26 protein-coding genes and 1 tRNA gene are annotated in these 25,673 nt (G+C 54.6%); 11 read left to right on the top strand and 16 right to left on the bottom strand.

Annotated elements, in window-relative coordinates:
• The 3 genes from pqiB (at window position 1) to rmf (ending at window position 2,626) form a co-directional block, all read left to right on the top strand.
• Window positions 1-1,641: an intermembrane transport protein PqiB gene (gene pqiB, locus BFV63_RS07620; RefSeq protein ID WP_003858166.1), complete on the top strand. Its 1,641-nt coding sequence runs from the start codon at window positions 1-3 to the stop codon at window positions 1,639-1,641.
• Window positions 1,638-2,204: a membrane integrity-associated transporter subunit PqiC gene (gene pqiC, locus BFV63_RS07625; RefSeq protein WP_017384809.1), complete on the top strand. Its 567-nt coding sequence runs from the start codon at window positions 1,638-1,640 to the stop codon at window positions 2,202-2,204. The genes pqiB and pqiC overlap by 4 nt, the downstream gene beginning before the upstream one ends.
• Window positions 2,205-2,458: 254 nt before the next feature.
• Window positions 2,459-2,626, top strand: coding sequence for a ribosome modulation factor (rmf, locus tag BFV63_RS07630; protein WP_003858162.1), 168 nt, complete (start codon window positions 2,459-2,461; stop codon window positions 2,624-2,626).
• A gap of 71 nt (window positions 2,627-2,697) precedes the next feature.
• Here rmf and fabA read toward each other — a convergent pair whose 3' ends face one another.
• Both fabA and BFV63_RS07640 read right to left on the bottom strand, forming a co-directional pair.
• The gene (gene fabA / locus BFV63_RS07635) at window positions 2,698-3,216 is read right to left on the bottom strand and encodes a bifunctional 3-hydroxydecanoyl-ACP dehydratase/trans-2-decenoyl-ACP isomerase (RefSeq protein WP_000227926.1); all 519 of its coding nucleotides are present in this window, start codon (window positions 3,214-3,216) and stop codon (window positions 2,698-2,700) included.
• 68 nt (window positions 3,217-3,284) lie between these two features.
• Window positions 3,285-5,045: an AAA family ATPase gene (locus tag BFV63_RS07640; protein ID WP_069597473.1), complete on the bottom strand. Its 1,761-nt coding sequence runs from the start codon at window positions 5,043-5,045 to the stop codon at window positions 3,285-3,287.
• 186 nt (window positions 5,046-5,231) lie between these two features.
• Between BFV63_RS07640 and matP the strand changes: the two genes are divergently transcribed.
• Window positions 5,232-5,684 (top strand): macrodomain Ter protein MatP, encoded by a 453-nt coding sequence (matP, locus tag BFV63_RS07645; RefSeq protein ID WP_003858158.1) that lies wholly within the window; start codon window positions 5,232-5,234, stop codon window positions 5,682-5,684.
• 65 nt (window positions 5,685-5,749) lie between these two features.
• Here matP and ompA read toward each other — a convergent pair whose 3' ends face one another.
• Together ompA and sulA are read right to left on the bottom strand one after the other, a co-directional pair.
• Window positions 5,750-6,802 (bottom strand): porin OmpA, encoded by a 1,053-nt coding sequence (gene ompA / locus BFV63_RS07650; RefSeq protein WP_017694761.1) that lies wholly within the window; start codon window positions 6,800-6,802, stop codon window positions 5,750-5,752.
• A gap of 356 nt (window positions 6,803-7,158) precedes the next feature.
• Entirely contained in the window at window positions 7,159-7,668 is a 510-nt protein-coding gene (gene sulA / locus BFV63_RS07655; RefSeq protein WP_032610196.1) for an SOS-induced cell division inhibitor SulA, read from the bottom strand.
• A 217-nt stretch (window positions 7,669-7,885) separates the two neighbouring features.
• Here sulA and BFV63_RS07660 point away from each other — a divergent pair, with 217 nt between their 5' ends.
• Window positions 7,886-8,512, top strand: coding sequence for a TfoX/Sxy family DNA transformation protein (locus BFV63_RS07660; RefSeq protein ID WP_023315767.1), 627 nt, complete (start codon window positions 7,886-7,888; stop codon window positions 8,510-8,512).
• On the opposite strand, the gene yccS is transcribed toward BFV63_RS07660, so the two are convergent.
• Both yccS and BFV63_RS07670 read right to left on the bottom strand, forming a co-directional pair.
• Entirely contained in the window at window positions 8,469-10,631 is a 2,163-nt protein-coding gene (gene yccS / locus BFV63_RS07665) for a YccS family putative transporter (RefSeq protein ID WP_045894111.1), read from the bottom strand. The genes BFV63_RS07660 and yccS overlap by 44 nt on opposite strands.
• An 18-nt stretch (window positions 10,632-10,649) precedes the next feature.
• Complete coding sequence (locus BFV63_RS07670; protein WP_003858149.1) at window positions 10,650-11,096, bottom strand: YccF domain-containing protein; 447 nt, start codon at window positions 11,094-11,096, stop codon at window positions 10,650-10,652.
• Window positions 11,097-11,218: 122 nt separating this feature from the next.
• Between BFV63_RS07670 and helD the strand changes: the two genes are divergently transcribed.
• Window positions 11,219-13,273 carry a DNA helicase IV gene (gene helD, locus BFV63_RS07675; protein WP_032608969.1) on the top strand — a complete coding sequence of 685 codons (2,055 nt, stop codon included), beginning with the start codon at window positions 11,219-11,221 and terminating at the stop codon, window positions 13,271-13,273.
• A gap of 53 nt (window positions 13,274-13,326) precedes the next feature.
• Here the strand turns inward: helD and mgsA are convergent, their stop codons facing one another.
• Window positions 13,327-13,785, bottom strand: coding sequence for a methylglyoxal synthase (mgsA, locus tag BFV63_RS07680; RefSeq protein WP_003858146.1), 459 nt, complete (start codon window positions 13,783-13,785; stop codon window positions 13,327-13,329).
• Window positions 13,786-13,865: 80 nt separating this feature from the next.
• Window positions 13,866-14,528 carry a curli synthesis inhibitor gene (csgI, locus tag BFV63_RS07685; RefSeq protein WP_048241063.1) on the bottom strand — a complete coding sequence of 221 codons (663 nt, stop codon included), beginning with the start codon at window positions 14,526-14,528 and terminating at the stop codon, window positions 13,866-13,868.
• 171 nt (window positions 14,529-14,699) lie between these two features.
• Here csgI and BFV63_RS07690 point away from each other — a divergent pair, with 171 nt between their 5' ends.
• A complete protein-coding gene (locus BFV63_RS07690; protein ID WP_003858138.1) occupies window positions 14,700-15,113 on the top strand; it encodes a CoA-binding protein in 414 nt (137 codons plus the stop codon).
• Between the two features lie 32 nt (window positions 15,114-15,145).
• Here BFV63_RS07690 and hspQ read toward each other — a convergent pair whose 3' ends face one another.
• Complete coding sequence (gene hspQ, locus BFV63_RS07695) at window positions 15,146-15,463, bottom strand: heat shock protein HspQ (RefSeq protein WP_003858136.1); 318 nt, start codon at window positions 15,461-15,463, stop codon at window positions 15,146-15,148.
• A gap of 60 nt (window positions 15,464-15,523) precedes the next feature.
• Window positions 15,524-16,714 carry a 23S rRNA (cytosine(1962)-C(5))-methyltransferase RlmI gene (gene rlmI / locus BFV63_RS07700; RefSeq protein ID WP_022650747.1) on the bottom strand — a complete coding sequence of 397 codons (1,191 nt, stop codon included), beginning with the start codon at window positions 16,712-16,714 and terminating at the stop codon, window positions 15,524-15,526.
• Between the two features lie 93 nt (window positions 16,715-16,807).
• Between rlmI and yccX the strand changes: the two genes are divergently transcribed.
• Window positions 16,808-17,089, top strand: a complete 282-nt coding sequence (gene yccX / locus BFV63_RS07705; protein WP_003858131.1) for an acylphosphatase — start codon at window positions 16,808-16,810, stop codon at window positions 17,087-17,089.
• Here yccX and tusE read toward each other — a convergent pair.
• Window positions 17,086-17,415, bottom strand: a complete 330-nt coding sequence (tusE, locus tag BFV63_RS07710; RefSeq protein ID WP_003858129.1) for a sulfurtransferase TusE — start codon at window positions 17,413-17,415, stop codon at window positions 17,086-17,088. The two genes, yccX and tusE, sit on opposite strands and share 4 nt — an antisense overlap.
• Window positions 17,416-17,503: 88 nt before the next feature.
• Window positions 17,504-18,163, bottom strand: coding sequence for an FtsH protease modulator YccA (gene yccA / locus BFV63_RS07715; protein ID WP_048241061.1), 660 nt, complete (start codon window positions 18,161-18,163; stop codon window positions 17,504-17,506).
• Between the two features lie 270 nt (window positions 18,164-18,433).
• On the opposite strand from yccA, the gene BFV63_RS07720 reads away from it, so the two are divergent.
• Both BFV63_RS07720 and BFV63_RS07725 read left to right on the top strand, forming a co-directional pair.
• A complete protein-coding gene (locus tag BFV63_RS07720; RefSeq protein WP_048241059.1) occupies window positions 18,434-20,062 on the top strand; it encodes an ABC transporter substrate-binding protein in 1,629 nt (542 codons plus the stop codon).
• Between the two features lie 144 nt (window positions 20,063-20,206).
• Window positions 20,207-20,294, top strand: a tRNA-Ser gene (locus tag BFV63_RS07725).
• 61 nt (window positions 20,295-20,355) lie between these two features.
• Here the strand turns inward: BFV63_RS07725 and BFV63_RS07730 are convergent.
• From BFV63_RS07730 to BFV63_RS07740, 3 genes are read right to left on the bottom strand one after another with little or no spacing between them, the layout of a single operon-like run.
• Window positions 20,356-21,117 carry an ABC transporter ATP-binding protein gene (locus BFV63_RS07730; protein WP_023324419.1) on the bottom strand — a complete coding sequence of 254 codons (762 nt, stop codon included), beginning with the start codon at window positions 21,115-21,117 and terminating at the stop codon, window positions 20,356-20,358.
• Window positions 21,114-22,145: a FecCD family ABC transporter permease gene (locus BFV63_RS07735; protein ID WP_032608974.1), complete on the bottom strand. Its 1,032-nt coding sequence runs from the start codon at window positions 22,143-22,145 to the stop codon at window positions 21,114-21,116. The genes BFV63_RS07730 and BFV63_RS07735 overlap by 4 nt, the downstream gene beginning before the upstream one ends.
• Window positions 22,142-23,149, bottom strand: a complete 1,008-nt coding sequence (locus tag BFV63_RS07740; protein WP_022650752.1) for an ABC transporter substrate-binding protein — start codon at window positions 23,147-23,149, stop codon at window positions 22,142-22,144. Before BFV63_RS07740 ends, BFV63_RS07735 begins: the two co-directional genes overlap by 4 nt.
• A gap of 173 nt (window positions 23,150-23,322) precedes the next feature.
• Between BFV63_RS07740 and BFV63_RS07745 the strand changes: the two genes are divergently transcribed.
• Window positions 23,323-24,936 carry a mechanosensitive ion channel family protein gene (locus BFV63_RS07745; RefSeq protein ID WP_048241055.1) on the top strand — a complete coding sequence of 538 codons (1,614 nt, stop codon included), beginning with the start codon at window positions 23,323-23,325 and terminating at the stop codon, window positions 24,934-24,936.
• Between the two features lie 40 nt (window positions 24,937-24,976).
• On the opposite strand, the gene BFV63_RS07750 is transcribed toward BFV63_RS07745, so the two are convergent.
• Window positions 24,977-25,495 (bottom strand): LuxR C-terminal-related transcriptional regulator, encoded by a 519-nt coding sequence (locus BFV63_RS07750; RefSeq protein ID WP_048241054.1) that lies wholly within the window; start codon window positions 25,493-25,495, stop codon window positions 24,977-24,979.
• Window positions 25,496-25,673 lie beyond the last annotated feature (178 nt).

Consider the following 25,673-nt stretch of genomic DNA (forward strand, 5'->3'; position numbering starts at 1 on the left):
ATGGAAAATAAGAGTGGAGAGGCTAAAGTGCAGAAGGTCAGAAACTGGTCGCCGGTGTGGATTTTCCCCATCGTGACCGCGCTGATCGGTGCATGGATCCTGTTTTATCATTACAGCCATCAGGGACCGGAAGTCACGCTAATTACCACCAATGCAGAGGGGATTGAGGGCGGAAAAACCACCATCAAGAGCCGCAGCGTGGATGTGGGTGTCGTGGAAAGCGCGACCCTGACGGATGATTTAACCCATGTTGAAATCAAGGCCCGCCTGAATGCTGGCATGGAAAAACTGCTCCATGAAGATTCTGTTTTTTGGGTAGTGAAACCGCAGGTTGGGAGAGAAGGGATCAGCGGCTTAGGGACGCTATTGTCCGGGGCTTATATTGAACTCCAGCCCGGCAACAAAGGCGCCCAGCCAGCAAACTATCAGCTGCTGGATTCACCGCCGCTTGCGCCACCGGATGCAAAAGGGATCCGCGTTATTCTGGACAGTAAAAAAGCGGGCCAGCTCTCGCCGGGCGATCCGGTGCTGTTCCGTGGGTATCGCGTCGGTTCGGTTGAAACAAGCACCTTCGATCCGCAAAAACGGACCATCAGCTATCAGCTATTTATCAACGCGCCTAATGACCGCCTGGTGACCAGCAACGTTCGCTTCTGGAAAGACAGCGGGATCGCGGTAGATCTCACCTCTGCGGGGATGCGCGTTGAGATGGGTTCACTCACCACGCTGTTTGGTGGGGGCGTCAGTTTTGACGTGCCGGAAGGTATAGATCTGGGACAACCGGTGGCGGAGAAAACCGCCTTCAGACTGTTTGACGATCAAAAAAGCATTCAGGATGCGCTCTATACCGATCACATCGACTACCTGATGTTCTTTAAGGACTCTGTACGCGGCTTGCAGCCAGGGGCGCCAGTTGAGTTCCGCGGTATTCGTCTGGGGACAGTGGGACAAGTGCCTTACTTTGTTCCGGGACTGAAGCAGATGCTTGATGATGATTATCGTATTCCGGTGCTGATCCGCATTGAGCCTGAGCGTTTGATTAACCAGATAGGCGAGGACCAGGATATTGGGGAGCATATCAGCGACCTGCTGAATCGCGGGCTGCGCGGCTCGCTGAAAACCGGCAACCTGGTCACAGGGGCGTTGTATGTCGATATGGACTTCTATCCAAAAGCGCCACCAATGACGGGTATCCGTGAATTTGGTGGCTACAAAATCATTCCTACGGTCAGCAGTGGCCTGGCGCAGATCCAACAGCGCCTGATGGAAACGCTGGATAAGATCAACAATCTGCCGCTGAATCCAATGCTTGAAGCTGCGACGGGATCACTGCATCAGAGCCAGGCGACGATGCAACGTCTGCAAACCACCCTGGATAATATCAACAAGATCACGGCCAACCAGTCCATGCAGCAGCTGCCGCAGGATATGCAGAAAACGTTGCGCGAACTGAATCGTAGTATGCAGGGCTTCCAGCCGGGCTCAGCGGCCTACAACAAGATGGTGGCGGATATGCAACGTCTTGATCAGGTTTTACGCGAGCTACAGCCCGTTCTGAAAACGCTCAATGAAAAGAGCAACGCACTGGTGTTTGAAGCGAAAGACAAAAAGGACCCTGAGCCTAAGAGGGCGAAACAATGAAAAAATGGCTAATCATCGCAGGCGCACTGGTATTAACGGCCTGTAGCTCTGGAAGCGATAACAAAAGCTACTACCAGCTGCCGTTAAGCGCCCAGTCCGGTGCGCAGAGCAGCACCTCGCAGGGCAGCCGTCTGCTGTGGGTTGAACAGGTTGCCGTGCCAGATTACCTGGCGGGCAACGGGGTGGTCTACCAGACCAGCGATGTGCAGTACGTAATCGCCAACAATAACCTGTGGGCCAGCCCGCTGGATCAGCAGCTACGCAATACGCTGGTGGCGAATCTGAGCAGCCAGCTCCCCGGTTGGGTCGTTGCCTCGCAGCCTCTGGGAAGCGATCAGGACACTCTGAATGTTAACGTGACGGGATTCCATGGCCGCTATGATGGTGCCGTTGTTATCAGCGGGGAGTGGCTGCTGAATCACCAGGGTCAGCTGATTAAGCGTCCTTTTCATCTTGAACTCAAGCAGCAGAAAGATGGCTATGACGAAATGGTGAAAGTACTTGCGCAGGGATGGGCACAGGAGTCGGCTGCTATCGCAAGAGAGATTTCCCGCCTGCCATAAGTAAAATTCATCGACGAAAGCCGCACTCAGCTTCTTGCTGATTGCGGCTTTTTTTTCGTTTTGCGTTCAGGTTGTTACTTGTCCCGCGTCACATTTTTTGTACAAACGATCTTCCATGTAGCTCACAAATATGACACCCGTATGAATTTTGAACGTTGACGCTGACGTCGATTCGGGGTATTCGTTAACTGTGCTTGCACATATTGCAACCACTGTTTTCTTTCCACCAGACAAAAGAATGAGGGAAACGAGGCATGAAGAGACAGAAACGAGATCGCCTGGAAAGGGCTCATCAACGTGGTTATCAGGCTGGCATCGCCGGACGTTCAAAAGAAATGTGTCCCTATCAGGCCCTGAATCAAAGGTCCCAATGGCTAGGGGGCTGGCGAGAAGCCATCGGAGACAGGGCAGTACTTGCTTGATACCGTCTCTTTAAAAAGAAACCTCCGCAATGCGGAGGTTTCGCCTTTCTGGATGGGGCTAAAAGCCGTTATCAGAAAGCGGAGGTATCCTGGAACAGACCCACTTTCAGGTCGTTCGCGGTATAGATCAGGCGACCATCTACCAGCACTTCACCGTCCGCCAGGCCCATAATCAGGCGGCGGTTAACGATGCGTTTGAAATGGATACGGTAGGTGACTTTCTTCGCGGTAGGCAGAACCTGACCGGTGAATTTCACTTCGCCTACGCCCAACGCACGGCCTTTGCCTTCACCGCCAAGCCAGCCCAGATAGAAGCCAACCAGCTGCCACATGGCATCGAGGCCCAGGCAGCCAGGCATTACCGGATCGCCAATAAAGTGGCAACCGAAGAACCACAGGTCCGGGTTGATATCGAGTTCTGCTTCTACGTAACCCTTATCAAAGTTGCCGCCGGTTTCGGTCATTTTCACGACACGGTCCATCATCAGCATATTTGGGGCTGGTAACTGCGGGCCTTTCGCGCCAAACAGTTCACCGCGACCAGAGGCAAGAAGGTCTTCTTTAGTATAGGATTCGCGTTTATCTACCATGTTCTCAGTAAGCCTTATTTTAGTGAAGGACGCAGGATAGCTAACACGTGTACGCTGAACAAGTCCGATCAGTTCGCACTAAACCAACTTAACCAGCGTAACGGCCACGGATAACGATGACGAGCATCCTGCTGTGTCGCCTGAGCTATACGTTCCTGAATGGTCTGCATCAGGGTTGTCTGGCCTTCGCCGTCCCAGACCAGGTTTGTCAGTAAGGGTAGTGCATCCTCAACCCCTTCGATGGCCCAGACGGTGAATTGTTCCTGCTCTACCGCATCCAGAATCGCCTGGCTCAGGCTCAAATGGCGAGCGTTTGGCGCCGGAATAATCACGCCCTGTTTGCCGTTTAAACCGCGCTGCTGGCAGATAGCGAAGAAGCCTTCGATTTTCTCATTCAGTCCGCCCACCGGTTGGGCACGGCCAAACTGATCCACGGACCCGGTAATCGCAATATTCTGGTTAATCGGCACGTCTGCAAGCGCGCTGATCACGGCGCACAGCTCCGCCATCGAGGCGCTGTCGCCGTCGACTTCGCTGTAGGACTGTTCAAAGGTCAACGAGGCAGAGAAGGGGATCTGCTGCTCGAGCTGAAGTTCAGACATCAGGAACGCCTGCATGATCATCATGCCTTTGGCATGAATGTTTCCGCCCAGTTCGGCCTTGCGTTCGATATCGGTAAATTCGCCGTCACCAATGTGTACGACACAGCTGATACGGGAAGGCTCACCAAAGGCGCGCGGGTGTCCGGGGAACTCGATGACGGACAAGGCGTTGATTTGCCCGATACGTTCGCCTTCGGTCTCCACCAGAATCTGTTCCAGCAGAATTTCATCCTGCATACGGTCAGCAAGATAACCTTCACGCCATTCACGCTGGGCCAGCATCTGGCTAAGCTGCTCACCGGTAAACGGACCGTTACCGCTGATAGCCCCCACTTCACGCAGCTGTTTACCGATCCAGAGCGGGCAGAGCGGCAGGGTTTCCTGATCGCCAGTGTAGCGTACGGCCTCGCGGATTAAGCCCGGCCACGCATCCTCGGCAGGCGAGGGCAGTGCGAAACGTTCCGCCACGGCCATAACCCACTGACACCACTGCGCCATGTCATCGGCATCGGCGATCTGAATATTGTCTTCAAATTCGCTATAGACAGCCTGCTCCGCGAGTTCTGGCTCCATTTCCTGGAAATCAGCCAGAGATTCACGGTCGCCCGTCAGCACGACGGTCAGCGACAGCGGCATAGACGGAATGGATACAGGCAGCGGACGCGAATCGTCGTAGCCTACCCAGTCAAAACGTTGCTGCGTCACCACCGTTTTCAGGCGCATCCACAGCAGAGGCTGCGCAAGCAGGGTGCGAAGGGAGATGAGCAACACGCCGCCATTCGCGCGGTGTACCAGCCCCGGTTGCAGTGACACATCGCCATTGAACTGACGAAGGCAGCCGAACAGCTGTTCTGCTTCCACCCAGTTGGCGGTGATCACCTCGCCTTTTGCAGCGAACTGTCCGTCTGCCTGCGTGGCAGGTTCGTACGTCACGTCACGTCCGGCAATATGATACTGGCCACCAAAAACGGCATTCGTTTTTGGCTGCAACTGGCGCATGGCATCACCGAGAAGCGTCAGATACTCGGCTTCTTCCGGGGCTTTGAGCAGCATGAAAGGAGATGTAGCCCATAGGGATGACATCTGCTCCAGCGCGTAATGCAAACGCGGTTGTGTATCGCTAAGTATGAATTCGTGTTCTTTTGTGAGGTCTGGCTGTGCAAACAGCTCCTGATAGCTCTCGGTATCCGGAACCAGGTCACGCCATGCAAGTTTCGTAATGGTCAAAGTTGATGTTTTTTAGTCAGAAGTAAAACCGTGGAGTATACCGTAAGCGGCGCACTCTGCCCAATCAGGATTCGGGTTTTCGTCATGCGGATCGCCTGCGGCGTTTCACAGGATATGATTTCTTTTCAGCAGATTGCCAAAAAACTGATATTCTGAACAGAGTTACACGGTAACACTGAGATCGCAATGAAATATCAACAACTGGAAAACCTCGAAAGCGGCTGGAAATGGAAGTACCTGGTCAAAAAGCACCGTGAAGGGGAGCTGATCACCTGCTACATCGAAGCCAGCGCGGCGCAAGAAGCTGTGGATATGTTGCTGACCCTCGAAAACGAACCGGTACTGGTCAACGGCTGGATTGAGAAACACATTAATCCGGCCCTGTTAAACCGGATGAAGCAAACTATCCGTGCTCGTCGTAAACGGCATTTCAATGCCGAGCATCAGCACACCCGTAAGAAATCCATCGACCTGGAGTTTATGGTCTGGCAGCGTCTGGCCGGGCTTGCGCAACGGCGCGGGAAAACCCTGTCGGAAACGGTGGTGCAGCTGATTGAAGATGCCGAGCACAAAGAGAAGTATGCCAGCCAGATGTCGACGCTGAAGAACGATCTACAGGCACTGTTAGGTAAAAAATAAGCGTTTTGCTTTTCTTCAGATAATAAAAAACCCCGCATGGCGGGGTTTTTTTATAAGACGATAACTTATGCCGCAGGCTGAGTTACAACGTCTTTGATACCTTTAACTTCGATCTCTACGCGACGATCTGGTGCCAGGCAGTCGATCAGTGCAGCGCGTGGTTTCACGTTGTCACAGGTAGAACCGGTAACTGGGTTAGATTCGCCCATACCACGTGGGGAGATCTTGTTAGCTGGGATACCTTTAGATACCAGGTAATCAACTACAGACTGAGCACGTTTCTCAGACAGACCCTGGTTGTAAGCGTCAGAACCGATACGGTCGGTGAAGCCCAGAACCACTACAGAACCGTCTTTAGGATCCAGGTTGCTCAGCTGGGTGTACAGCTGATCCAGTGCCTGCTGACCTTCTGGTTTCAGGGTAGCTTTGTTGAAGTTGAACAGAACGTCAGACTTCAGAGTGAAGTGCTTGGTCTGTACTTCTGGCGCTGGAGCCGGAGCTGGAGCTACGACTGGCGCATCTTCCTGCTGACCGAAACGGTAAGAAACACCAACGCTCAGCATGCCGTTGTCTGGACGAACGCCAACGGTAGCACCGTCACCGATGTTGTTAACCCACTGGTATTCCAGACGGGTAGCGATGTCACGGGTCATTGCCCACTCAACGCCACCAGCGAATACTGGGGAAACACCCGTGTCGTGGTCGTCACCAGCGATGCTGTTGCTGGAGTCTGCACGCCATACCATGCCGCCCAGACGGGTGTACACGTCCAGATCGTCAGTTACTGGGTAACCCAGTTTAGCGGTCAGCTGTACGCCTTGAGCTTTGAAAGCGCCATTTACGTTGTCGCCTTTGTAAGGCATACGACCTAACCAGTCGTAACCCATTTCAAAGCCAACATACGGGTTAACCTGATAGCCACCGAACGCACCTGCACCCAGCTGGCTCTCGTGAGTAGGGCCATCGTTGTTCAGGCTGCTGTTGTACCAACCGGTGTCATGGAACTGAGACCAGCCCAGTTTACCACCTGCATACCAGGTATTATCTTTCGGAGCGGCCTGCGCTACGGTAGCGAAGCCAGCCAGTGCCACTGCAATCGCGATAGCTGTCTTTTTCATTTTTTGCGCCTCGTTATCATCCAAAATTTGCCATGAATATCTCCATCGGAGGAATCACGGTTAAATCCTTCACCGGGGGGCGTGGTCAAATATAAACCTACCGATATCTTCGGCTTAGGCCGAGCACCCCTGGCGATGTAAAGTCTACAACGTAGCTGAAAACTTACAAGTGTGAAGTCCGTCAGGCATATGAAAAAAAAAGTTCCGTATACCTAATATTTAACAATTTTTGAACGAATTTTGTGCAGTAAAATTAACGAGAACCGCGTCAGACAAGCCTTGCCGCAGTTTTGGCGCGTTGAACTTTTTTTGCATACTGCGGTCGAAAAAAATTCCAGGAAAACTCTTAAAATCACTCAATGGTACACATTTGAGTGAATTTTTAGCCCGGGATGTTGTCCTCTGCGATAGGAATCTCCACGAACTGGCCGCATGATGAAACCCATCGCGTTACCTTCTTCAGCCGCTTCAGTCAGACGCAAATGTTCCTCTTGCGACAGATCCTCAGGCAACCACCCAATCACGACGCTATAGTTCCCGGTACGTAATGCCCGGACCATCGACTCGACCGTATCGCAAGGGGAGAGTTGATTAATCTGCATCACCTTCGCTAACGGCAGCCCAGCCGACTGAACCCATTCGCGACTTAATTTTTGCTGTGGCGTCAGCCAGAGCTGCCAGCGAGACTGTTGCCCGAGCTGCTGCAAAAGCGGCAGGAGTAAGAGTTGTGTCAACAGCGGCTGGTCTTCACGGTAAACCACTTCACTGATAAGCCCTGTCGATTCACGCCCGATAGAATTCTGCGCAGCATTGCCTGCGGCAGAAGTAGAAGGTGTTAAGTGATTTGCATAGCCTGAAGTGTACATAATCATTCCAGCCCTGTAGTTACTGTATGGATATACAGTAACCCCTGTATGCATAAAGATCAACCTCATTTTCGGAAAGCGACTCGCAAATTTCATCCATTCCTGGTGAACATGAAAAAATCATCTTGCCCAACGGCAATAAGTTGCCTATTTTCCTGCTAACGGATCCGTTAGTAAGAAATATCGTGGTTACTGTATGATTTTTAATGGAATTATCATGAAAAAGATATCTTATGAGCGGATTTATCAATCTCAAGAATACCTCTCTCCGCTGGGCGAAATTCATCATCGCGCCCTGTTTGGCGGTTATACCCTGGCCGTGGATGAAGCGGTGTTCGCGATGGTGTCTGACGGCGAGCTGTACCTTCGCGCCTGTGAGCAAAGTGCAAAATACTGTGTAAAAAACGCTTCCTCTTTTCTGACCCTGATGAAACGAGGACGCCCAGTGCTGCTTAATTACTACCGTGTGGACGAAGGTCTGTGGCAAAACAGGGAAAAACTGCTTCAGCTCTCCTCGTTTGCGCTCGATGCCGCCAGGAAAGAGCGCTACCAGCGCCATCAGCGTAACCGGCTTAAAGATCTGCCGAACCTGACCTTTCAGATTGAGGTCCTGCTTATGGAGGCGGGCATTACCAATGAAGAGACGCTACGACAGTTGGGGGCGAAGACGAGCTGGCTGAAAATGCGCTCTAAGAATAAAGCGCTGAGTATCCGGGTATTGTTCGCGCTTGAAGGCGCGATTGAAGGGTTACATGAAGCGGCACTCCCGGCGGATATTCGCCGGGAGCTTACGGAGTGGTTTAATGCGCTGCCTGAGTCGCAGGGCCATCATTCCGCCAGGTAGCGATCTGCTGTCGCAGCCGACAAATTTCCGGCAGCAAAGCGATAAGCAGGCCAATTTGCTGAAGGACCAGTGGAGCTTTGTTGTCGGTGCCTGGATCAAGGTGTGCGATACGTTGCACCAGTTCATCCAGTGCCTGGTGAACCCGTGGCTCATCCGCAGGTTGATGATGAAGCGCATCATCAACGTAGCAAACGGCGTCGTCCAGCAGCGCCAGGATGTCCGGATTCGTCAGTTTCTCTCGGTGGGCGCCAAGGGTAGAGATATAGCTGGTGAACGTGTGGTTCAGACACAGCAGGCGGAAAGCTGTCTCCCGGATTTCTGCCGTAGCGCGCGGCTCAGTTGACATATTCGAGACAACGGAAGCCAGCTCTGCGTCAGTGTTATGCGCATCGCGACGGGCAATCCGATAGGCCAGACGGTTATCGCGACCCTGATGGTATTGCTCAAGAATAGCATCCAGGTAGCGGCAGTTGGCGTTCATTGCTCTGTCGGACACGCGCGGTAAATTTCGGAAACGCCAGTCAGGCCAGATAAAACTCACCGCCGCCCAGGCGATGGCGCAGCCGATTAGCGTGTCAAACACACGGGGGAGGGCCACCTCAAAGCCTTCACCCAGCAGATTGAAGCAGAGCAGCACCAGCAGCGTGATGAACATCGTGGCGTGGGCATACTGCACATTGCGGAAAGCGAAGAACAGTACACCGGTAATCACAATCAGGATCAGTTGCCCTTCTACGGATGGCACAAAGTAGAGCACCGGCAGCCCGATGGCGACCCCGACTAATGTCCCGACAATACGCAGCGCGAGCCGATGGCGGGTAGCGTTATAGTTCGGCTGGCAGACAAACAGGCTGGTCAACAGGATCCAGTAGCCGTGGTGCAATCCTGTTATCTGGATAAACGCGTAGCCGACGCACAGTACCAGCGACATCCTTACCGCATGGCGAAAGAGGGCGGATTCCGGCGTAAAATGACGGCTCAGGCGCAGCCACATATCGCTGAAACCGTTGAGACTGTCGTCGGCAAGCTGGTTGTCAGCGTCATTGCCCGGCATCGCCATCGCCTGTTCAGACTCAATGGTGGCGAGCTGAGCATCAATGGCTCTCAGGTTGTTGAGCAGGAATCCCAGGGCTTTGAACTGTTCCGGTGATGTCCCACTGGCCTGAACGCGATCGAGCGCTGCATCCAGGTGGCTGAATGCGCGTTCAAAGCGCGGATCGTGCTGATAGGGCGTGCGCAGCAGTATTGAGCGCGCAAGTTGCTGGCAGGCCTGAGACTGCATCGACAGCAGGCGCTGGAAACGGAACATCACGTCGCTATAGCGGAATTTCTCGCGCAGGTCAGCGTACTGCACATGCGAGGAGCTGGCGCGCTCGTGAATATCCTGGGCGACAAAATAGTAGTGCAGTGTGCGCCGTGTACCGCGCTGACCGCGATCGCCGCGCAGACGGGTGAGCAGAGACGCTTTGGTCTGATTCAGCGTGGCGACCAGCTGGCCATTTGCCAGCGCCAGATCGTACAGGGGCGCCTGACTGTCCTCTTCAATATCTGGATCAAACAGCCGGGATTTCAGCTCCAGATAGTGGGCCAGCTGTTCGTAACTGCGGGCAATGTTGTCCTGTAAGGCACGAACCGGAAAAATAAGATGCCCGGTTAAGGTCAGCAGGTTATACCAGATAGCGCCCAACAGCAGCAGGACCGGTTGCTGATACCACTGCTCGTAAAGAGAGACGCCCAGCATGGTGTAAATGGCAATCAGCAGGGCGCCAAACGCGATAGTGGCGTAGCGTTGCCCGAGGCCGCCGAGCAAAATGAAGCCGCTGGTGGACACCGTCAGCCCTAAGGCAAACAGCCAGGGCCACGGGAAAAGCAGCTCAACGGAGGCGGAAGCAATAAAGAAGCAGACCAGCGTGATGACCAGATTACGCAAACGACCGGCCAGGCGGTCGTCGAGATCCGCCAGCGCACCGGCCACCACCCCAAGCGTGAGGGGGATGGTGAGCTTCACATCATTCAGCCACCACGGCAGAGCGACGGTGCCGCAGAGGGCGAGAAAAATCCTGACGTTATACAGCCAGTTACTGTTCCATGTATAGCGACGAAGCAGGGGGCTTAGCATGAGAGCGGCCAGTCCTTATTACTGAAAACGACGACGGGCGTTGGCTTCACGCGCGGCTTGCGCGACTTCGACCGGGACAACTCGGCGTCCTACCGGCCACAGGGCGATGGTGGCAATTTTGAAATTAGCGATGCCAACCGGAATGCCAATAATCGTAATGCACTGGGCGATGCCGGCGAAAATATGCATCAGACACAGCCACCAGCCAAAGAAGATCAGCCATAAAATATTCAGCAGCGTGCCGCCGGTATTCATCAGGGCATTTTTTCTTTCCGGCTCCAGCTCATCCACGTGCACGGCTTCATTTCCATAAGGAACGAGGGACAGTTTGGTGATTTCCCAGCAGGAGCGCGTCAGCGGAAGGGTGAAGATGAGCACAATGCTCACCAGGGTGGCAAAAAGCCAGGAAAGGGTGGTGGCAAAACCGCCAAGGACAAAATTCAACACATTCAGAACGGTACGCATAAACCCTCATTTCCTTCGATATGATTAACGCCCGGTGATTGTAACGTTTTTTTGGGCTGGAGCACCTTAAAACTGGCAGTTAAACTGTCTGACAAATTATGACCTCGTGGATCCGGCAGGATATGGAACTGAAAGCAACTTCAATGGGCAAACGCCTGGCGCAGCACCCTTACGACAAGGTTGTCCTTCTCAATGCGGGAGTGAAAGTCTCCGGGGAACGCCACGAATATCTTATTCCGTTTAATCAGCTACTGGCCATTCATTGTAAACGAGGGCTGGTATGGGGGGAGCTGGAGTTCGTCTTGCCGGCAGACAAAGTGGTGCGGCTTCACGGGACCGAGTGGGCGGAAACCCAACGCTTCCACTACCATCTGAACACGCGCTGGCAACAGTGGAGCCAGGAGATGAGCGTGATAGCCGCACAGGTGCTGCAACAGGTGCTGGACGATATCGCGCTAAGCAATACGCAGCAGAAGTGGCTGACGCGCCAGCAAACCGCCGGGCTTCAGCAAAAAATTGCCCAGGCGCTGACGGCATTGCCTTTACCGGTGGCGCGGCTTGAGGAATTTGATAACTGCCGCGACGCGTGGCGGAAGTGTCAGGCCTGGCTGAACGATATCGAGAAAAGCCGTCTGGCGCATAACCAGGCCTGGACTGAGGCGATGCTTACGCAATATGCCGATTTTTTCAGTACGGTGGAATCATCGCCCCTCAATCCTGCCCAGGCGCGCGCCGTGGTGAATGGCGAGCAGTCTCTTTTAGTGCTGGCAGGCGCCGGGAGCGGCAAAACGTCGGTGCTGGTGGCACGCGCGGGCTGGCTTCTGACAACGGGCGAGGCGGTTGCCGACCAGATTTTGCTGCTGGCCTTTGGTCGCAAGGCGGCGCAGGAGATGGATGAGCGCATTCAGGCGCGTTTGCATACCCAGGATATCTCGGCGCGCACGTTCCACTCCCTCGCTTTACACATCATTCAACAGGGCAGCAAAAAAGTCCCTGTTGTCAGCAAGCTGGAGAACGACGCTCAGGCTCGCCAGACGCTGTTTATCAAGGCATGGCGTCAGCAGTGCAGTGAAAAAAAGGCGCAGGCGAAAGGCTGGCGTCAGTGGCTTGAAGAGGAACTCAACTGGGAGGTGCCGGAGGGCAGCTTCTGGCAGGATGAAAAGCTGGCGCGCCGGCTGGGCTCTCGTCTCGACCGGTGGGTAAGCCTGATGCGCATGCACGGCGGCTCTCAGGCGGAGATGACAGAAAGCGCACCGGAAGCGATCCGCGCTGTGTTTTCTAAGCGGGTTAAGCTGATGGCGCCGATGCTGAAAGCGTGGAAAACCGCGCTGAAAGACGAAAACGCGGTCGATTTTTCGGGGCTGATCCATCAGGCCATTATCATTCTGGAGAAAGGGCGCTTCGTCAGCCCGTGGAAACACATTCTGGTGGATGAGTTTCAGGATATCTCGCCGCAGCGCGCTGCGCTGCTTTCGGCGCTGCGGGCGCAGAATAAACACACGTCGCTGTTTGCCGTGGGCGATGACTGGCAGGCTATCTACCGTTTCAGCGGGGCGCAACTATCCCTCACGACAGCCTTCCACCACTATTTTGGGGAAGGCGATCGCAGCGATCTGGACACCACCTACCGCTTCAACGCGCGGATTGGCGAAATAGCCAACCGTTTTATTCAGCAGAACCCGCATCAGCTGTCGAAACCGCTTAACAGCCTGAGGTCTGGGGATAAAAAGGCCGTCACGCTGCTGGCGGACGATCAGCTGGAACCGCTGCTGGATAAACTGAGCGGCTATGCGAAACCGGATGAACGAATTCTGGTGCTGGCGCGTTACCACCACCTCAAGCCGACGGCGCTGGAAAAAGCGGCGACGCGCTGGCCAAAACTACAGCTCGATTTCATGACCATTCATGCCAGTAAAGGGCAGCAGGCCGACTACGTGATTGTGGTGGGGCTAAAAGAGGGGAGCGACGGTTTCCCGGCGCCGGCGCGGGAATCCGTGATGGAAGAGGCGTTATTACCTGTTCCGGAAGATTTCCCGGATGCAGAGGAGCGGCGCTTACTGTACGTGGCGATAACCCGCGCGCGCCATCGCGTGTGGCTCTTGTTCAACAAAGAGGAGCCGTCGGTGTTTGTCGATATTTTGAAGAGTATTGACGTGCCGGTGGCGAGAAAGCCGTAACGCGCCGGGCAAATTCTGTAGGCCCGGTAAGCGCAGCGCCACCGGGCAAAAAACTACTTCAGTCTCTCCGCAAGATAACGCTGATAATCCGGGATCAAAATCTCCACCGGATCGTTAAACTGCGGCGATTCAATGATGAAATCTGCCGTTGAAAGATTGGTGGCTACCGGAATGTTCCATACCGTCGCCAGACGCAGCAGCGCTTTAACGTCCGGATCATGCGGAACCGCGTTCAGCGGATCCCAGAAGAAAATCAGAACGTCAATTTTACCTTCTGAAATCTGAGCGCCTACCTGCTGGTCACCCCCCATCGGGCCGCTCAGCATGGCATTCACTTCCAGACCGGTTTCGCGGTGGATCAGGTTGCCAGTTGTTCCCGTAGCAGAAAGGGCATGATGCTGTAAAAGAGGCTGATGGCGACGAACCCAGTTAAGCAGCATTTGTTTACAGTGATCGTGCGCAACCAGAGCAATGTGCTTGCGCGCCGGAAGTGTACGTGTTGTCAGTTCCATAATCTTATCCGTGAGGTTACCTCGCTACACGATGACGGGAACTGACTGATGCTGCAAGAGAAAGGACAAAAAAATGTGGCTTACGACGAAGGTTGTTGTTTTGCCCATTGCAGAAAACGGGCGCGCGTGTCCGGATCGGCATTCTGGAACCAGAACTTGAGACGTTGCTCAGTAAGGGTCTGCGACTGAGGGGGGAGTACATCCAGCTCCGATACGCCCGAAAGCAGGGTACTGTCATCCGCCATCATGGTGGCGAACTGGGGCAGCGAGGCGCGCCTGCTGGCCCTGTTGTAGGTCTCGGTGTCCGCTTCATAGTCAGTTCCCTTTGGCCTTTTTGTCAGCGCCAGAATATCCAGCTTTACCGGGATGGGCATGGAATCCCCGTCCACCAGTTCAATGCGCGGCGAGGCATCAAATGCCAGTGACTCCTTTTCTGTCTCAAGGCGCGGGAGACGAAAATTGACCTGGCTGATACGCTGGGTATTAAAGCTGACCACCAGCGGAGGCGAAATGTACACCTGCTGTTCGTTGTCGGCGAAGCGAATGGTCTTTTCCACCCGAAAAACCAGCTGATGCGGGCCGTTATCCAGCTCGATGCTGTCTGCGCCCCGTAGCAGGGAACTGGAGACTTTTTTCCCGTCCAGCACCAGCAGGTCAATGTCGGTTGAGAGTCTGAGGGTGGTTGCGAAAACACAAACCGGCATGATTAACGCAACCACAGCCCAGGCAATGCCGGTTTTCATAGCAGACTCCTGTAGACAAACTACCCGGTAAGAATGTATCAAAATTTTTCGATAAACACGTTTACTAACATATAGACATATTCTGCCGTTTTGCCCTCATACTTCTGTATGGGATGCGTGGTTGAGATGTTCGCTTTGACGTACACTTTGAAAAAAACCAGGAGGAACAGCATGAAAGAGAACGACATTGTCGAGATTCTGACGACCACGCGCACTATCGCGCTGGTCGGCGCGAGCGATAAACCGGATCGCCCAAGCTATCGGGTCATGAAATACCTTCTGGACCAGGGATATCACGTGATCCCGGTCTCGCCGAAGGTGGCGGGGAAAACGCTGCTGGGTCAGCAGGGTTATGCGACGCTCGCGGACGTGCCGGAAAAGGTGGATATGGTGGACGTTTTTCGTAATTCAGAAGCGGCCTGGGGCGTGGCGCAGGAAGCGATCGCCATTGGCGCGAAAACGCTGTGGATGCAACTGGGCGTGATTAATGAGCAGGCGGCCGTGCTGGCACGCGATGCCGGGCTGAAAGTGGTGATGGATCGCTGTCCGGCAATCGATATTCCCCGTCTGGGGCTGGCAAAATAAAAAAAGCCCGTTTGACGGGCTTTTTTACACCTTTAGTTACGCAGTCTTGGTGCCTGTAACTGTTTGCGGATGGTCTGAGCAAGCTCGTCCATAGTGGGTTGTTCCGGATGCTCATCCTGTAGTTCACCACTCAGCTGCGCTTCGGCAAGATAGGTATGGACAGGCTGACCATCGTCGCCCTCCATAACCACATGATACCAGGGCGCGGCGCGAAGCTCTGCGTCAACGGCCAGATCGTCTGCTGACGGTTCATCAAGGGAATACTCCGGGTCGATATCCACGACCACACCCAAATATCCAAGCAAGGTGTGGCGGACCTGCTGGCCGATACCGAATTTGCTGGCAATCATAGTCACCTCCCGGGAAACATTACATACACACTATGTGCGGGCAATATTTCTCTTTTCAAGTTACATGACGCGACAGGCAAACCCTTTCAGATACAGCCCTTCCGGGTAGGTAGCGATCACCGGGTGATCGGCGGCCTGACGGAACTGCTCTATAAATTGTACATCACGACCCGCATCTATTGCGGCATCGGCGATGATTTTTTGGAATAAATCTGTCGTCATCAGGCCAGAACAGGAGAACGTCAGCAGCACGCCGCCCGGGTTCAGCAGCTGGATCGCCAGCATGTTGATGTCTTTATAGCCACGGCAGGCGCCCATCAGCTGGCTTTTATTTTCCACAAACTTCGGCGGGTCCATCACGATGACGTCAAATTTCTCGCCCTGGTCGCGGTATTTACGCAGTAGTTTGAACACGTCGTCGCGCACAAACTCCGCTTTGCTCAGATCCAGCTTGTTCAGCTCAACGTTCTGTTTCGCCACATCCAGCGCTTCCTGTGAGGTGTCGACGCTCACAACCTGGGCACAGCCGCCCATCAGGGCAGAGACCGCAAAGCCGCCGGTATAAGAGAAGCAGTTCAGCACGCGCTTATCGGCAACGTACTGGCGCGTTGCCAGACGGCTGTCACGCTGGTCGAGGTAATAACCGGTCTTATGGCCGCCCTGGATGTCCACCAGCAGCTTCATGCCGTGCTCCTCGATAGGCAGCAGGGCAGGCGGCAGTTCGCCGGTGACCGGGCCCTGCGTCAGCTCCATGCCCTCTTTTTTACGTACCGCCACGTCGCTGCGGTCGTAAATGGCACATTCCGGGAACAGGGTTTGCAGGGCGCTAATCAGCGCGGCACGCTGGTATTCCGCCCCGGCGCTCAGCAGTTGCAACACCAGGAAATTGCCGAAGCGGTCAATGGTCACGCCCGGTAGCCCGTCGGATTCACCGGCAATCAGACGATAGCTGTCCAGCCCGTCACGCTTTGCCAGCCACTCGCGCCACTGCTGCGCCTGTTGCAGACGACGGACAAAGAAGTCGATATCGATGGCTTCTTCTTTATTGAACGTCCAGACGCGCGCGCGGATCTGAGATGCAGGCGAGTATGCGCCGCGTGCTAACCATTTCCCCTGATGGTCAACAATATCGATGGTTTCACCGAGGCTGGCTTTACCTTCCATGCGGGCAACCGCGCCGGAAAAGACCCAGGGATGACGGCGCAGTAATGACTTCTCGCGCCCTTTGGCTAACACTAAACGTACACTCATAATTTGCTATTCTGTCGATTCCAATGAAATGGCCGCCATTTTCCCGACTTCAGTGAGGAAATGCAACGCGCCAGTCGGATAAGGAGAAGGATGATGTCAAATGTTTGCACCATTGCCTGGGTCCATGGCCTTGTACAGGGCGTCGGATTCCGCTACAGCACCCAGCGCGAAGCCCTTCAGCTCGGGCTGACGGGGTATGCGCGTAACATGGATGATGGCAGCGTGGAAGTTGTGGCCTGCGGTGAGGCGGATCGGGTTGAGAAGCTGGTGGCGTGGCTGAAAGCGGGCGGGCCGCGCAGCGCGCGGGTTGATAAGGTGCTAACGGAACCGCATCAACCCGGCCGGGAATACGCTGACTTCAGTATTCGCTATTAAATGCATTTTACCGGCTTTGGCAGGCCGGCGATTTTTGTCGCCTGTTTAGCCGGGCCTTTCGGAAACAGGCGATACAGATAACGGCTGTTGCCTTTCTCTTCGCCAAATTTATTCGCCATGGCTTTGACCAGCATGCGGATAGCTGGCGACGTGTTGAATTCAAGGTAAAATTCTCGCACGAAGCGCACCACTTCCCAGTGTTCCGGGGAGAGGGTAATTCCTTCGTTTTCCGCAATTTTCTCCGCCAGCGCTTCGCTCCACTGGCTGCTCTCTTTCAGATAACCGTCGTTATCGGTTTCGATCTCTTTGCCTTCAAAACTCAACATATTCATTCACGCGTTAGTCAAAAACCGCCTCAGTCTACCAAAAAAACAAAGCCCCGCATAAGCGGGGCCCTGTTCACAGCACGGTGAGTTAATCGCGGCTGGCGAAGCCCAGGATGCTCAGCAGGCTGACAAAAATGTTGTACAGCGACACATACAGGCTCACGGTGGCGCGGATATAGTTCGTCTCACCGCCGTGAATGATGTTGCTGGTTTCATACAGGATTGCGCCGGATGAAATCAGGATAAACACCGCGCTGATTGCCAGATGCAGCGCAGGCAATTGCAGGAAGATGTTCGCCAGCATACCGACCAGTACAATCACGATACCCGCCATCAGCATACCGCCAAGGAAGGACATGTCCTTACGGGTGGTCAGCACGTAGGCCGAGCAGCAGAAGAACACCAGCGCGGTACCGCCCAGCGCCATACCAATCACGTCGCCCATTCCGGCAGACAGATAGGCATTCAGGATTGGCCCCAGAATGTAGCCCAGGAAGCCGGTAAAGGCGAACGCGGAGAGAATCCCCACCGGTTTATCCGCGGTTTTGTAGGTCAGGAACATCAGACCGTACATACCCACCAGCGTCAGGATCAGGCCTGGAGAAGGCAGCATCAGTACGGTGCTGGCCGTTGCGGTGATGGCCGAAAACGCCAGCGTCAGGCTGAGCATGAAATAGGTATTGCGCAGCACCTTATGGGTGCTGAGTAGCGATGTGCGGTCGCATGAAGAAGTAATTATACGATCCATGAGTCACTCTCTTATGACAGATGTAATTAGCGCAAAGAATAGGAAACGGCGCGGCAGACGCAAAGTGGTTTTACCCATCTTTACTCAGCCCCTTAGGGATTATGCTGGTTTTTTATTCTGGCAAAGCCGTTGTACTCAGAATGAAGTGCGGTTTGTAGGGTGTATTCAGATCAACCTCTTATAGGTCACTGAAAAATATTGCGTTATTTCCCTAAGGCCGCTAAGAGTTATTTCCGGATCGTCATAAAAACAGACAATAAGGCGAAGGAAATGAAACCACAAACACGCACGCGCTTTACGCTCTCTTTGTTAACCGCAGGGGTCCTGTGCGCCAGCACGGCAACCTGGGCGGCTAACGTGCCGGCAGGAACCCAGCTGGCAGATAAGCAGGAACTGGTCAGGAACAACGGCACTGAGCCCGCCTCGCTCGACCCGCATAAAGTCGAAAGCGATGTCGAATTTAATATTATCAGCGATTTATTCGACGGGCTGGTCAGCGTCTCTCCGGCAGGTGAAACCCAGCCGCGCCTGGCGGAGAAATGGGAAAATAAAGACAACACCGTCTGGACGTTCCATCTGCGTCCGGGCATTACCTGGAGCGATGGAACCCCCATCACCGCGGAAGATATTGTCTGGAGCTGGCAGCGGCTGGTCGACCCGAAAACCGCCTCTCCGTATGCCAGCTATCCCGGCAGTATGCGTATCGTCAACGGCACTGATATCGCAGAAGGCAAAAAAGCGCCCGAGTCGCTGGGGGTGAAAGCCATCAATGACAGCACGCTGGAAGTGACGCTCACGCAACCCAACGCCGCTTTCCTGGCGATGCTGGCTCATCCGTCTCTAGTGCCAATAGATAAAGTCCTGGTGGGCCGTTTCGGAGATAAGTGGACCAAACCGGAGCACTTTGTCAGCAGCGGGGCCTATAAACTGTCACAGTGGGTGGTGAACGAACGCATTGTCGCGGTGCGTAACCCGAAATATTGGGATAACGAACATACCGTCATCAACAAGGTGACCTATCTGCCCATTTCCTCTGAAGCCGCTGACGTCAACCGCTATAAAGCGGGCGAAATCGACATTGTCTACACGGTGCCGATCAACCAGTTTGCACAGCTGAAGAAAACGCTGGGGAGCGAGCTGGACGTTTCACCGCAGCTTGCCACCTATTATTATCAGTTCAACACCACCCGGCCGCCGTTCAACGACGCCCGCGTGCGCAAGGCGCTGAACCTGGCGCTGGATAAAGACATTATCGCCGATAAAGTATTAGGGCAGGGTCAGCGCCCGGCATGGCTCATCAGCCAGCCGGATATTGGCGGCGTCAAGCTCCAGAATCCGGATTACGCCAGCTGGCCGATGGATAAACGCATTGCCGAGGCGAAAAAGCTGCTGGCCGAAGCCGGATTTAACGACAGCCATCCGCTCAGCTTTAATCTCCTCTATAACACCTCGGAATCGCACCAGCGTATTGCCATTGCCGCCAGCTCAATGTGGAAGAAGAACCTCGGCGTGGAGGCGAAGCTGCAAAATCAGGAGTGGAAAACCATGCTTGATACCATGCACACCCATAACTTTGACGCGGTACGCTACGCCTGGATTGCCGATTACGACGATGCGGCAACCTTCCTGAACAACTTCCGTACCGGGGACAGCCAAAACACCACTCAGTACAGCAATCCGGACTACGATCGGGCACTGGTGAACGCGGCGAAATCGAAAACGGCGGAGGAGCGCGGTAAATTCTACCAGCAGGCAGAAGATCTGCTGGGACGCGATGTCCCGGCGATCCCTGTTTATCATTACGTGCGCACGCACCTGGTGAAACCGTGGGTAGGGGGCTTCACGCCAGACAAGCTCGGGTACTACTACACCAAAGATATGTACATCAAAAAGCACTAACGATCCGCGGTGGATATTATGCTGCCAAAACGGCCAATCTGTCGTCTATTCAACCGATTAAACGCATTTTGGCTATTTTTAAAGCGAACGAATGCGCGTACTCTTTACAGCGCGCGGTGAGGTGTTTATAGTTCGCCTCACTTAGGAAGCGTGGCCGAGCGGTTGAAGGCACCGGTCTTGAAAACCGGCGACCCGAAAGGGTTCTAGAGTTCGAATCTCTACGCTTCCGCCAAATTCGAAACCCCTGCGATAGCAATATCGCAGGGGTTTTTTGCTTTTGCGCCAGGCTTCCGTCATGCCACCATGTTGTAGCTTATCGTGATCCCGGCGTCGGCCTTGCAGACCTGAGCTTTTACGCACCAGGTGTCCTCAATGTTTGCCGGCGTCAGAACCGCTTCGGGCGCGCCCGTGGCGGCGATCTGCCCGGCCTTCAGGAGGATCAGACGCTGGCAATAATTGGCTGCAAGATTGAGATCGTGCAGTGCAACAACCACCGTAAGCGGCAGCTGTGAAACGAGCCGCATCAGCTCCAGCTGGTGCTGAATGTCCAGGTGGTTTGTCGGTTCATCGAGCAACAGCACCTGCGGCTGCTGGGCCAGCGCGCGGGCTATCTGGCTTCGCTGGCGCTCTCCGCCAGACAAAGAGTGCCATCGCCGCTGGCGTAAGCGGCATAACTGCATCAGGCCAATCGCCTGCTCAACCGCAGCCTCATCGTCGCGCGAGGTTCTCTGGAATGTTTTCCGGTAGGGCGTACGCCCCAGTCTGACAATGTCCTCAACGGTCAGTTCTCCGTCGACCTCAGCATGTTGCGGGACAAACGCCATGTGCTGCGCGCGTTTTTTCAGCGGCATCATGCCGAGCGTTGTGCCATTAAGCGCCACGCGTTCGCTGAGTCGTGGAAACAGCCCGGCGAGACAGCGCAGCAGCGTCGACTTGCCCGAGCCGTTTGGCCCTAACAGGCCGATAATCTGCCCGGATGGCAGGTCGAGATCGATATTCTTAAGCACCGTCTGCGCTTGTCGGGTTACGGTTAACCCGGCCACAGTAATATTCATGGATGCTCCTTTCGGTTTTGATAAAGCAACGCCACAAAGACGGGGGCGCCCACCAGCGCAGTCACCACCCCGATGGGGAGAACCTGGTGCACAATCAGCGTGCGTGAGACGATATCGGCGAGGATCATAAAGTGGGCGCCGATAAGAAACGTCAGCGGGATCGAGCGACGATGGCCCGGCCCGCATAGCATGCGCGTCACATGGGGAATGACCAGCCCGACAAACCCCACTGCGCCGGTGGCGCTCACCAGCGTTGCGGTAACAATGGCACAGGTCAGCAATAAGACAATACGCACGGCGGTAACCGGGATCCCCAGCGTGGTGGAGACCTCATCCCCGAAGGTGAAGGTGTCCAGCGCCCGTGAAAAGAGCAATACCACCAGTAAACCCGCCAGCGTAACGGCCAGCGCCAGCAGCGCGTCAGGCCAGCGCACGCCGCTCAGACTTCCCAGCAGCCAGAACATGACGCTACGGGACTGCTCGGCATTGGCGGACGTGCTGACGACGTACGCGGTCATGGCGTTGAAGAGCTGGGTGCCCGCAATGCCAGCCAGCAAAATGCGCGACGGGCTTTCACTCATCCCGTTTGTTATCACCATGATGAGCGCAAAGGCGGCGCACGAGCCGACAAACGCACCGCTGCTCACGCCAATCACGCTTCCCCCCATGCCGAGAAGCATCACGCAGACGGCCCCCAGCGAGGCGCCCGCGGAAATCCCCAGCAGATAAGGCTCAGCCAGAGGGTTACGCAGGATCGACTGTAACACCAGCCCGCACAACGCCAGGCCGCCGCCGTTGCACGCGGCCATTACTGCCCGGCTCATGCGATATTGCCAGACGATACCTTCCTCCGTTTGCGGCAACGCATAAGAGGTCAAACCCAGTCCGTTGAGGATCGCTTTCCCGGTACTGGCATACGACACCGGCATATCCCCGATACTGGCGGCAAAGACCAGCATCAGCGGCAGCGCCATGGCACCTGCTGCCAGTAAACCCTGCTGGCGGCGGTCAAAAGCGAAATGACTCATTGTTCATCCTGGAAAGAAGCCAGCCGATCGCTGATAAGCTCAACCGCATCGACGTTACGCAATGAAGGGTTTAACGACATCGCTGGCACCACGATGATGTGGTTGTTCCTGACCGCAGGCATGTTCTTTGTCACCGGGTCACTGCGCAAGAACGCTTTTTTTACCTCAACCTCATCGGCAGGATAGAGCCTGCGCGACATCCCGGCGATAACAATCACGTCCGGCTGCGATCGGGCAATATGTTCCCACGTTACAGCGGGCCATTCGTCGTGAGAGTCAATAATGTTCTTCAACCCCAGCGTGCGGCTAATCCAGCCAGGCGCGCCGTAATTCCCCGCCACCCAGGGATCGCCATTCAGACGGCTGCTGGAGAACCAGAATACGACGCTAAGTTGTTTCGCGGAGGCGCGCGCCTGGGCCTTTTTAATACGCTCCGCCAGCGCACGATTGAGCTGCTCACCTCGCGCGGAAACATCAAAAATCGTCGCCAGATCTGTCACTTCCCGCGTAATTTCCGCCAGTGAAAACGGCGCGCTACGTGCTCCGTCTGCGTTTGAGGTTTCCGTTACCGTTTTATCCGTGCAGTCGGCAGGGGAGATCCACGTATTAATCCCCAGCGACGCAAACTGTTCACGGGTTCCCACTTCTCCCTGCGGACCAATGTGCCAGTGATACTGCGCGAGAACGAGTTCAGGTTTCTGCCCTACCACGGCCTCAAAGGAGGGGGAATTATCCGCAAGCCGGGGGAGGTTTTTCCCGGCATCCTCCAGCGTGGGTGGCAGCGTGCCGAACCAGACTGACGTCGCGGCGATGGTTTTCTCCAGCCCCAGTGCGAGCAGTAATTCTGTTTCATGCTGACCCACGGTCACGACGCGCTGAGGAGCCTGCGTAAAGGTCTGCTTTACGCCGCAATTTTCAATCGTGAGAGGCCAGGTGGTTGCGGCGAAAGCGGCAGGTGCCATGGAGAGCAGTGAAGCCAGAAATAACCCTTTTTTAAGTAACATAGAACGCTATCCGAAATTGTTATATTATAACATAATACATATATTGCGATTGAGAGCAACACGCTCACCGTCGCTTGTTGCAGAAACGAAAGGCTGGACTATTCTCAACATACCCACCTGGCATTCGCGGGTTGCCTGAAAAATAACAAGATTTCTGACCTGGGGGAGTGAGGATGAAAAAGATCCTGCTCGCGTTTGCGTTCTGTTTTGCCGCCCTGAGCGCCTTCTCATCGTATGCCGCAGAGCCCCGCCAGGCGCCTACGGAGCAGGAGCGCGCCCGAACGGTCTATATCTTCCATCAGCCCATCGTCATGCTACAGGCGAAATTTGGCCTGACCACGCCGGAAGAGCGCGTTTTACGCATCCGCAACACCCTGCGCAATTTTACCGAGGCGGATGTGCGTGAGCCGCTCAGCATCGTCCCCGTGACCCGCTATAACCAGCAGGGACGGCTGATAGTGATGAACGGTAAACCTGTGATGCTGCTGACGGAAGGGGATTTGGACGAAGGGGACGATCTTACCCTCGATCAGGCCGCACAGCGCGTGCTGGCGCGCATGGAAGCACAGAGAATGGCGCTGCGCGATCAATACGATTCCGGCTGGCTGGCGCTGTCGACGGTAAAAGCTGCCGCTGGCCTGCTGGCGCTGTTGCTGCTCTGCTACGGCGCGTGGCGATCCTGGCGCTGGTTCCGGCGCGTCTACCGTCGGCGTATTGTGGAGAATCGCAGCCGGGTGCCGCAAAGCTGGCGGCGGTACATTGGCGCCATTGAGATTCGGCTTTACGCCTTGCTGATGTTCCTGCTGGGGTTGATCGGCTTTTACGTCTGGCTGAGCTGGGCATTCAGTCTGTTTCCGTGGACGCGGGTGTGGGGCACGTCGCTGGGAGACTGGACGCTTCGCGTGGTGCAGCAAATCGCCCTGGCGATTGTCTCGGCCTTGCCGGGGCTGACGATTGTTCTGATCATTTTCCTCATTACCGCTTTTATTCTGAAGCTTCTTAAGATGGTGCTGAATCAGGTGGAGGCTGGTCGTCTGCAACTTCCCGGCGTACATCCGGAAACCGTGGGGGCTACCCGTAAGCTCATTTCCGTTGCCGTCTGGCTATTTGCTCTCTCCGCCGCCTGGCCGTTTCTTCCCGGTGCAAACTCGCTGGCGTTTAAAGGTATTAGCGTCTTCTTTGGACTGATGTTAACGCTGGGTTCGGCAGGGGTGATGAACCATGCCATGAGCGGTCTGGTCCTGATTTACTCCCGCGCACTGCGTAAAGGCGATGTCATTCGGGTAGCGGATAACGAAGGCAAGGTCAGTGAAATTGGCATGCTGGCGACCAAAATTATTACCCGGGAAAATTATGTCGTTACCGTGCCCAACGCGGTGGTGGTGAGCGGTAAGATCACCAATCTGAGCGCGCTACAGCCCGATGGCAGCCTCAATCTGACGGTCAGCGTCACTATCGGTTATGACACCCCATGGCGTCAGGTGCATGCCATGCTGGAGCTGGCCGCGAAACGGGCAAAAGGGTTTGACCTTTCCGAGCCGCCGCTGGTGCGCCAGTTAGGGTTAATGGACTGGTATATCGCTTACGAATTGCAGGTCCGCCTGCTGCCCGATCAGTCCCTCGCGGTTGCCCGCAATGAACTGCATAGCCAGATACAGGATGTGTTTAACGAATTTAACGTGCAGATCATGTCCCCGAATTTTGTTATGCAGCCAGAGGGCAGCGTGATGGTTGCCAAAGAGAACTGGTATACCGCGCCAGCCAAACCCCCTCAGGGCGAAACGTGACGGCCCGGTTTTTCCGTGGCAAGGCAAAATGTCACAGCTTTTAATCGACGATCGCCGATTTTACACGGGTCATCGCCAGAATGTTTTTTGAGCGCATATTTAATTTCTCGATGATCCTCACGCGGTAGGCGCTGGTCGTTTTTTGTGACAGTTGCAGCTTTTTCGCGATCTCATGGTTTTCCAAATGAAACAGCTTCAGCACGTCATACTCGCGTCGCGTAAAGGAGTGTGTCCTGAGCGCCCGGTAAAAACGCATCAGTTGCTGAAAAGGGTGAGCAGTAAAATGCATCGACGAATAGATAATATTATCTATTCTCACCGCGCGGTTGGCTTCTATCTCATGCATCAGGACAATGTAATCACGCTTAACTTTTTTGACCTGCCGAATGGTTTTATTGCGTAACTTATCCTGTTCAATCGCAATGATAAAATCCATCGCCTGATCGACCCCATCAAGATCGTGAATATCCGCGTCATCGCGAATCAAATGGGTTGATGTCAGGGAGCTTGATACACCATGGCAAAGGTAATAGTTATCACTGATAAATAAAAAATTCATAATCGTCGTTAAATAAAGTCATGGCTAATCTCTTATCGCAGTGATCCACGGTTAATGGGTGTTGTGCGAAAAAGAGTCTAAATGACCACCCGCGAATCTAATAAACGTTATGAATGTAAAAATAAATGTTTACATTTTAACCAGTCGATGACGAAGAAATCAGCGGGACGGAAGGGGA

Source organism: Enterobacter hormaechei subsp. xiangfangensis, from assembly GCF_001729785.1.
Classification (GTDB): domain Bacteria; phylum Pseudomonadota; class Gammaproteobacteria; order Enterobacterales; family Enterobacteriaceae; genus Enterobacter; species Enterobacter hormaechei_C.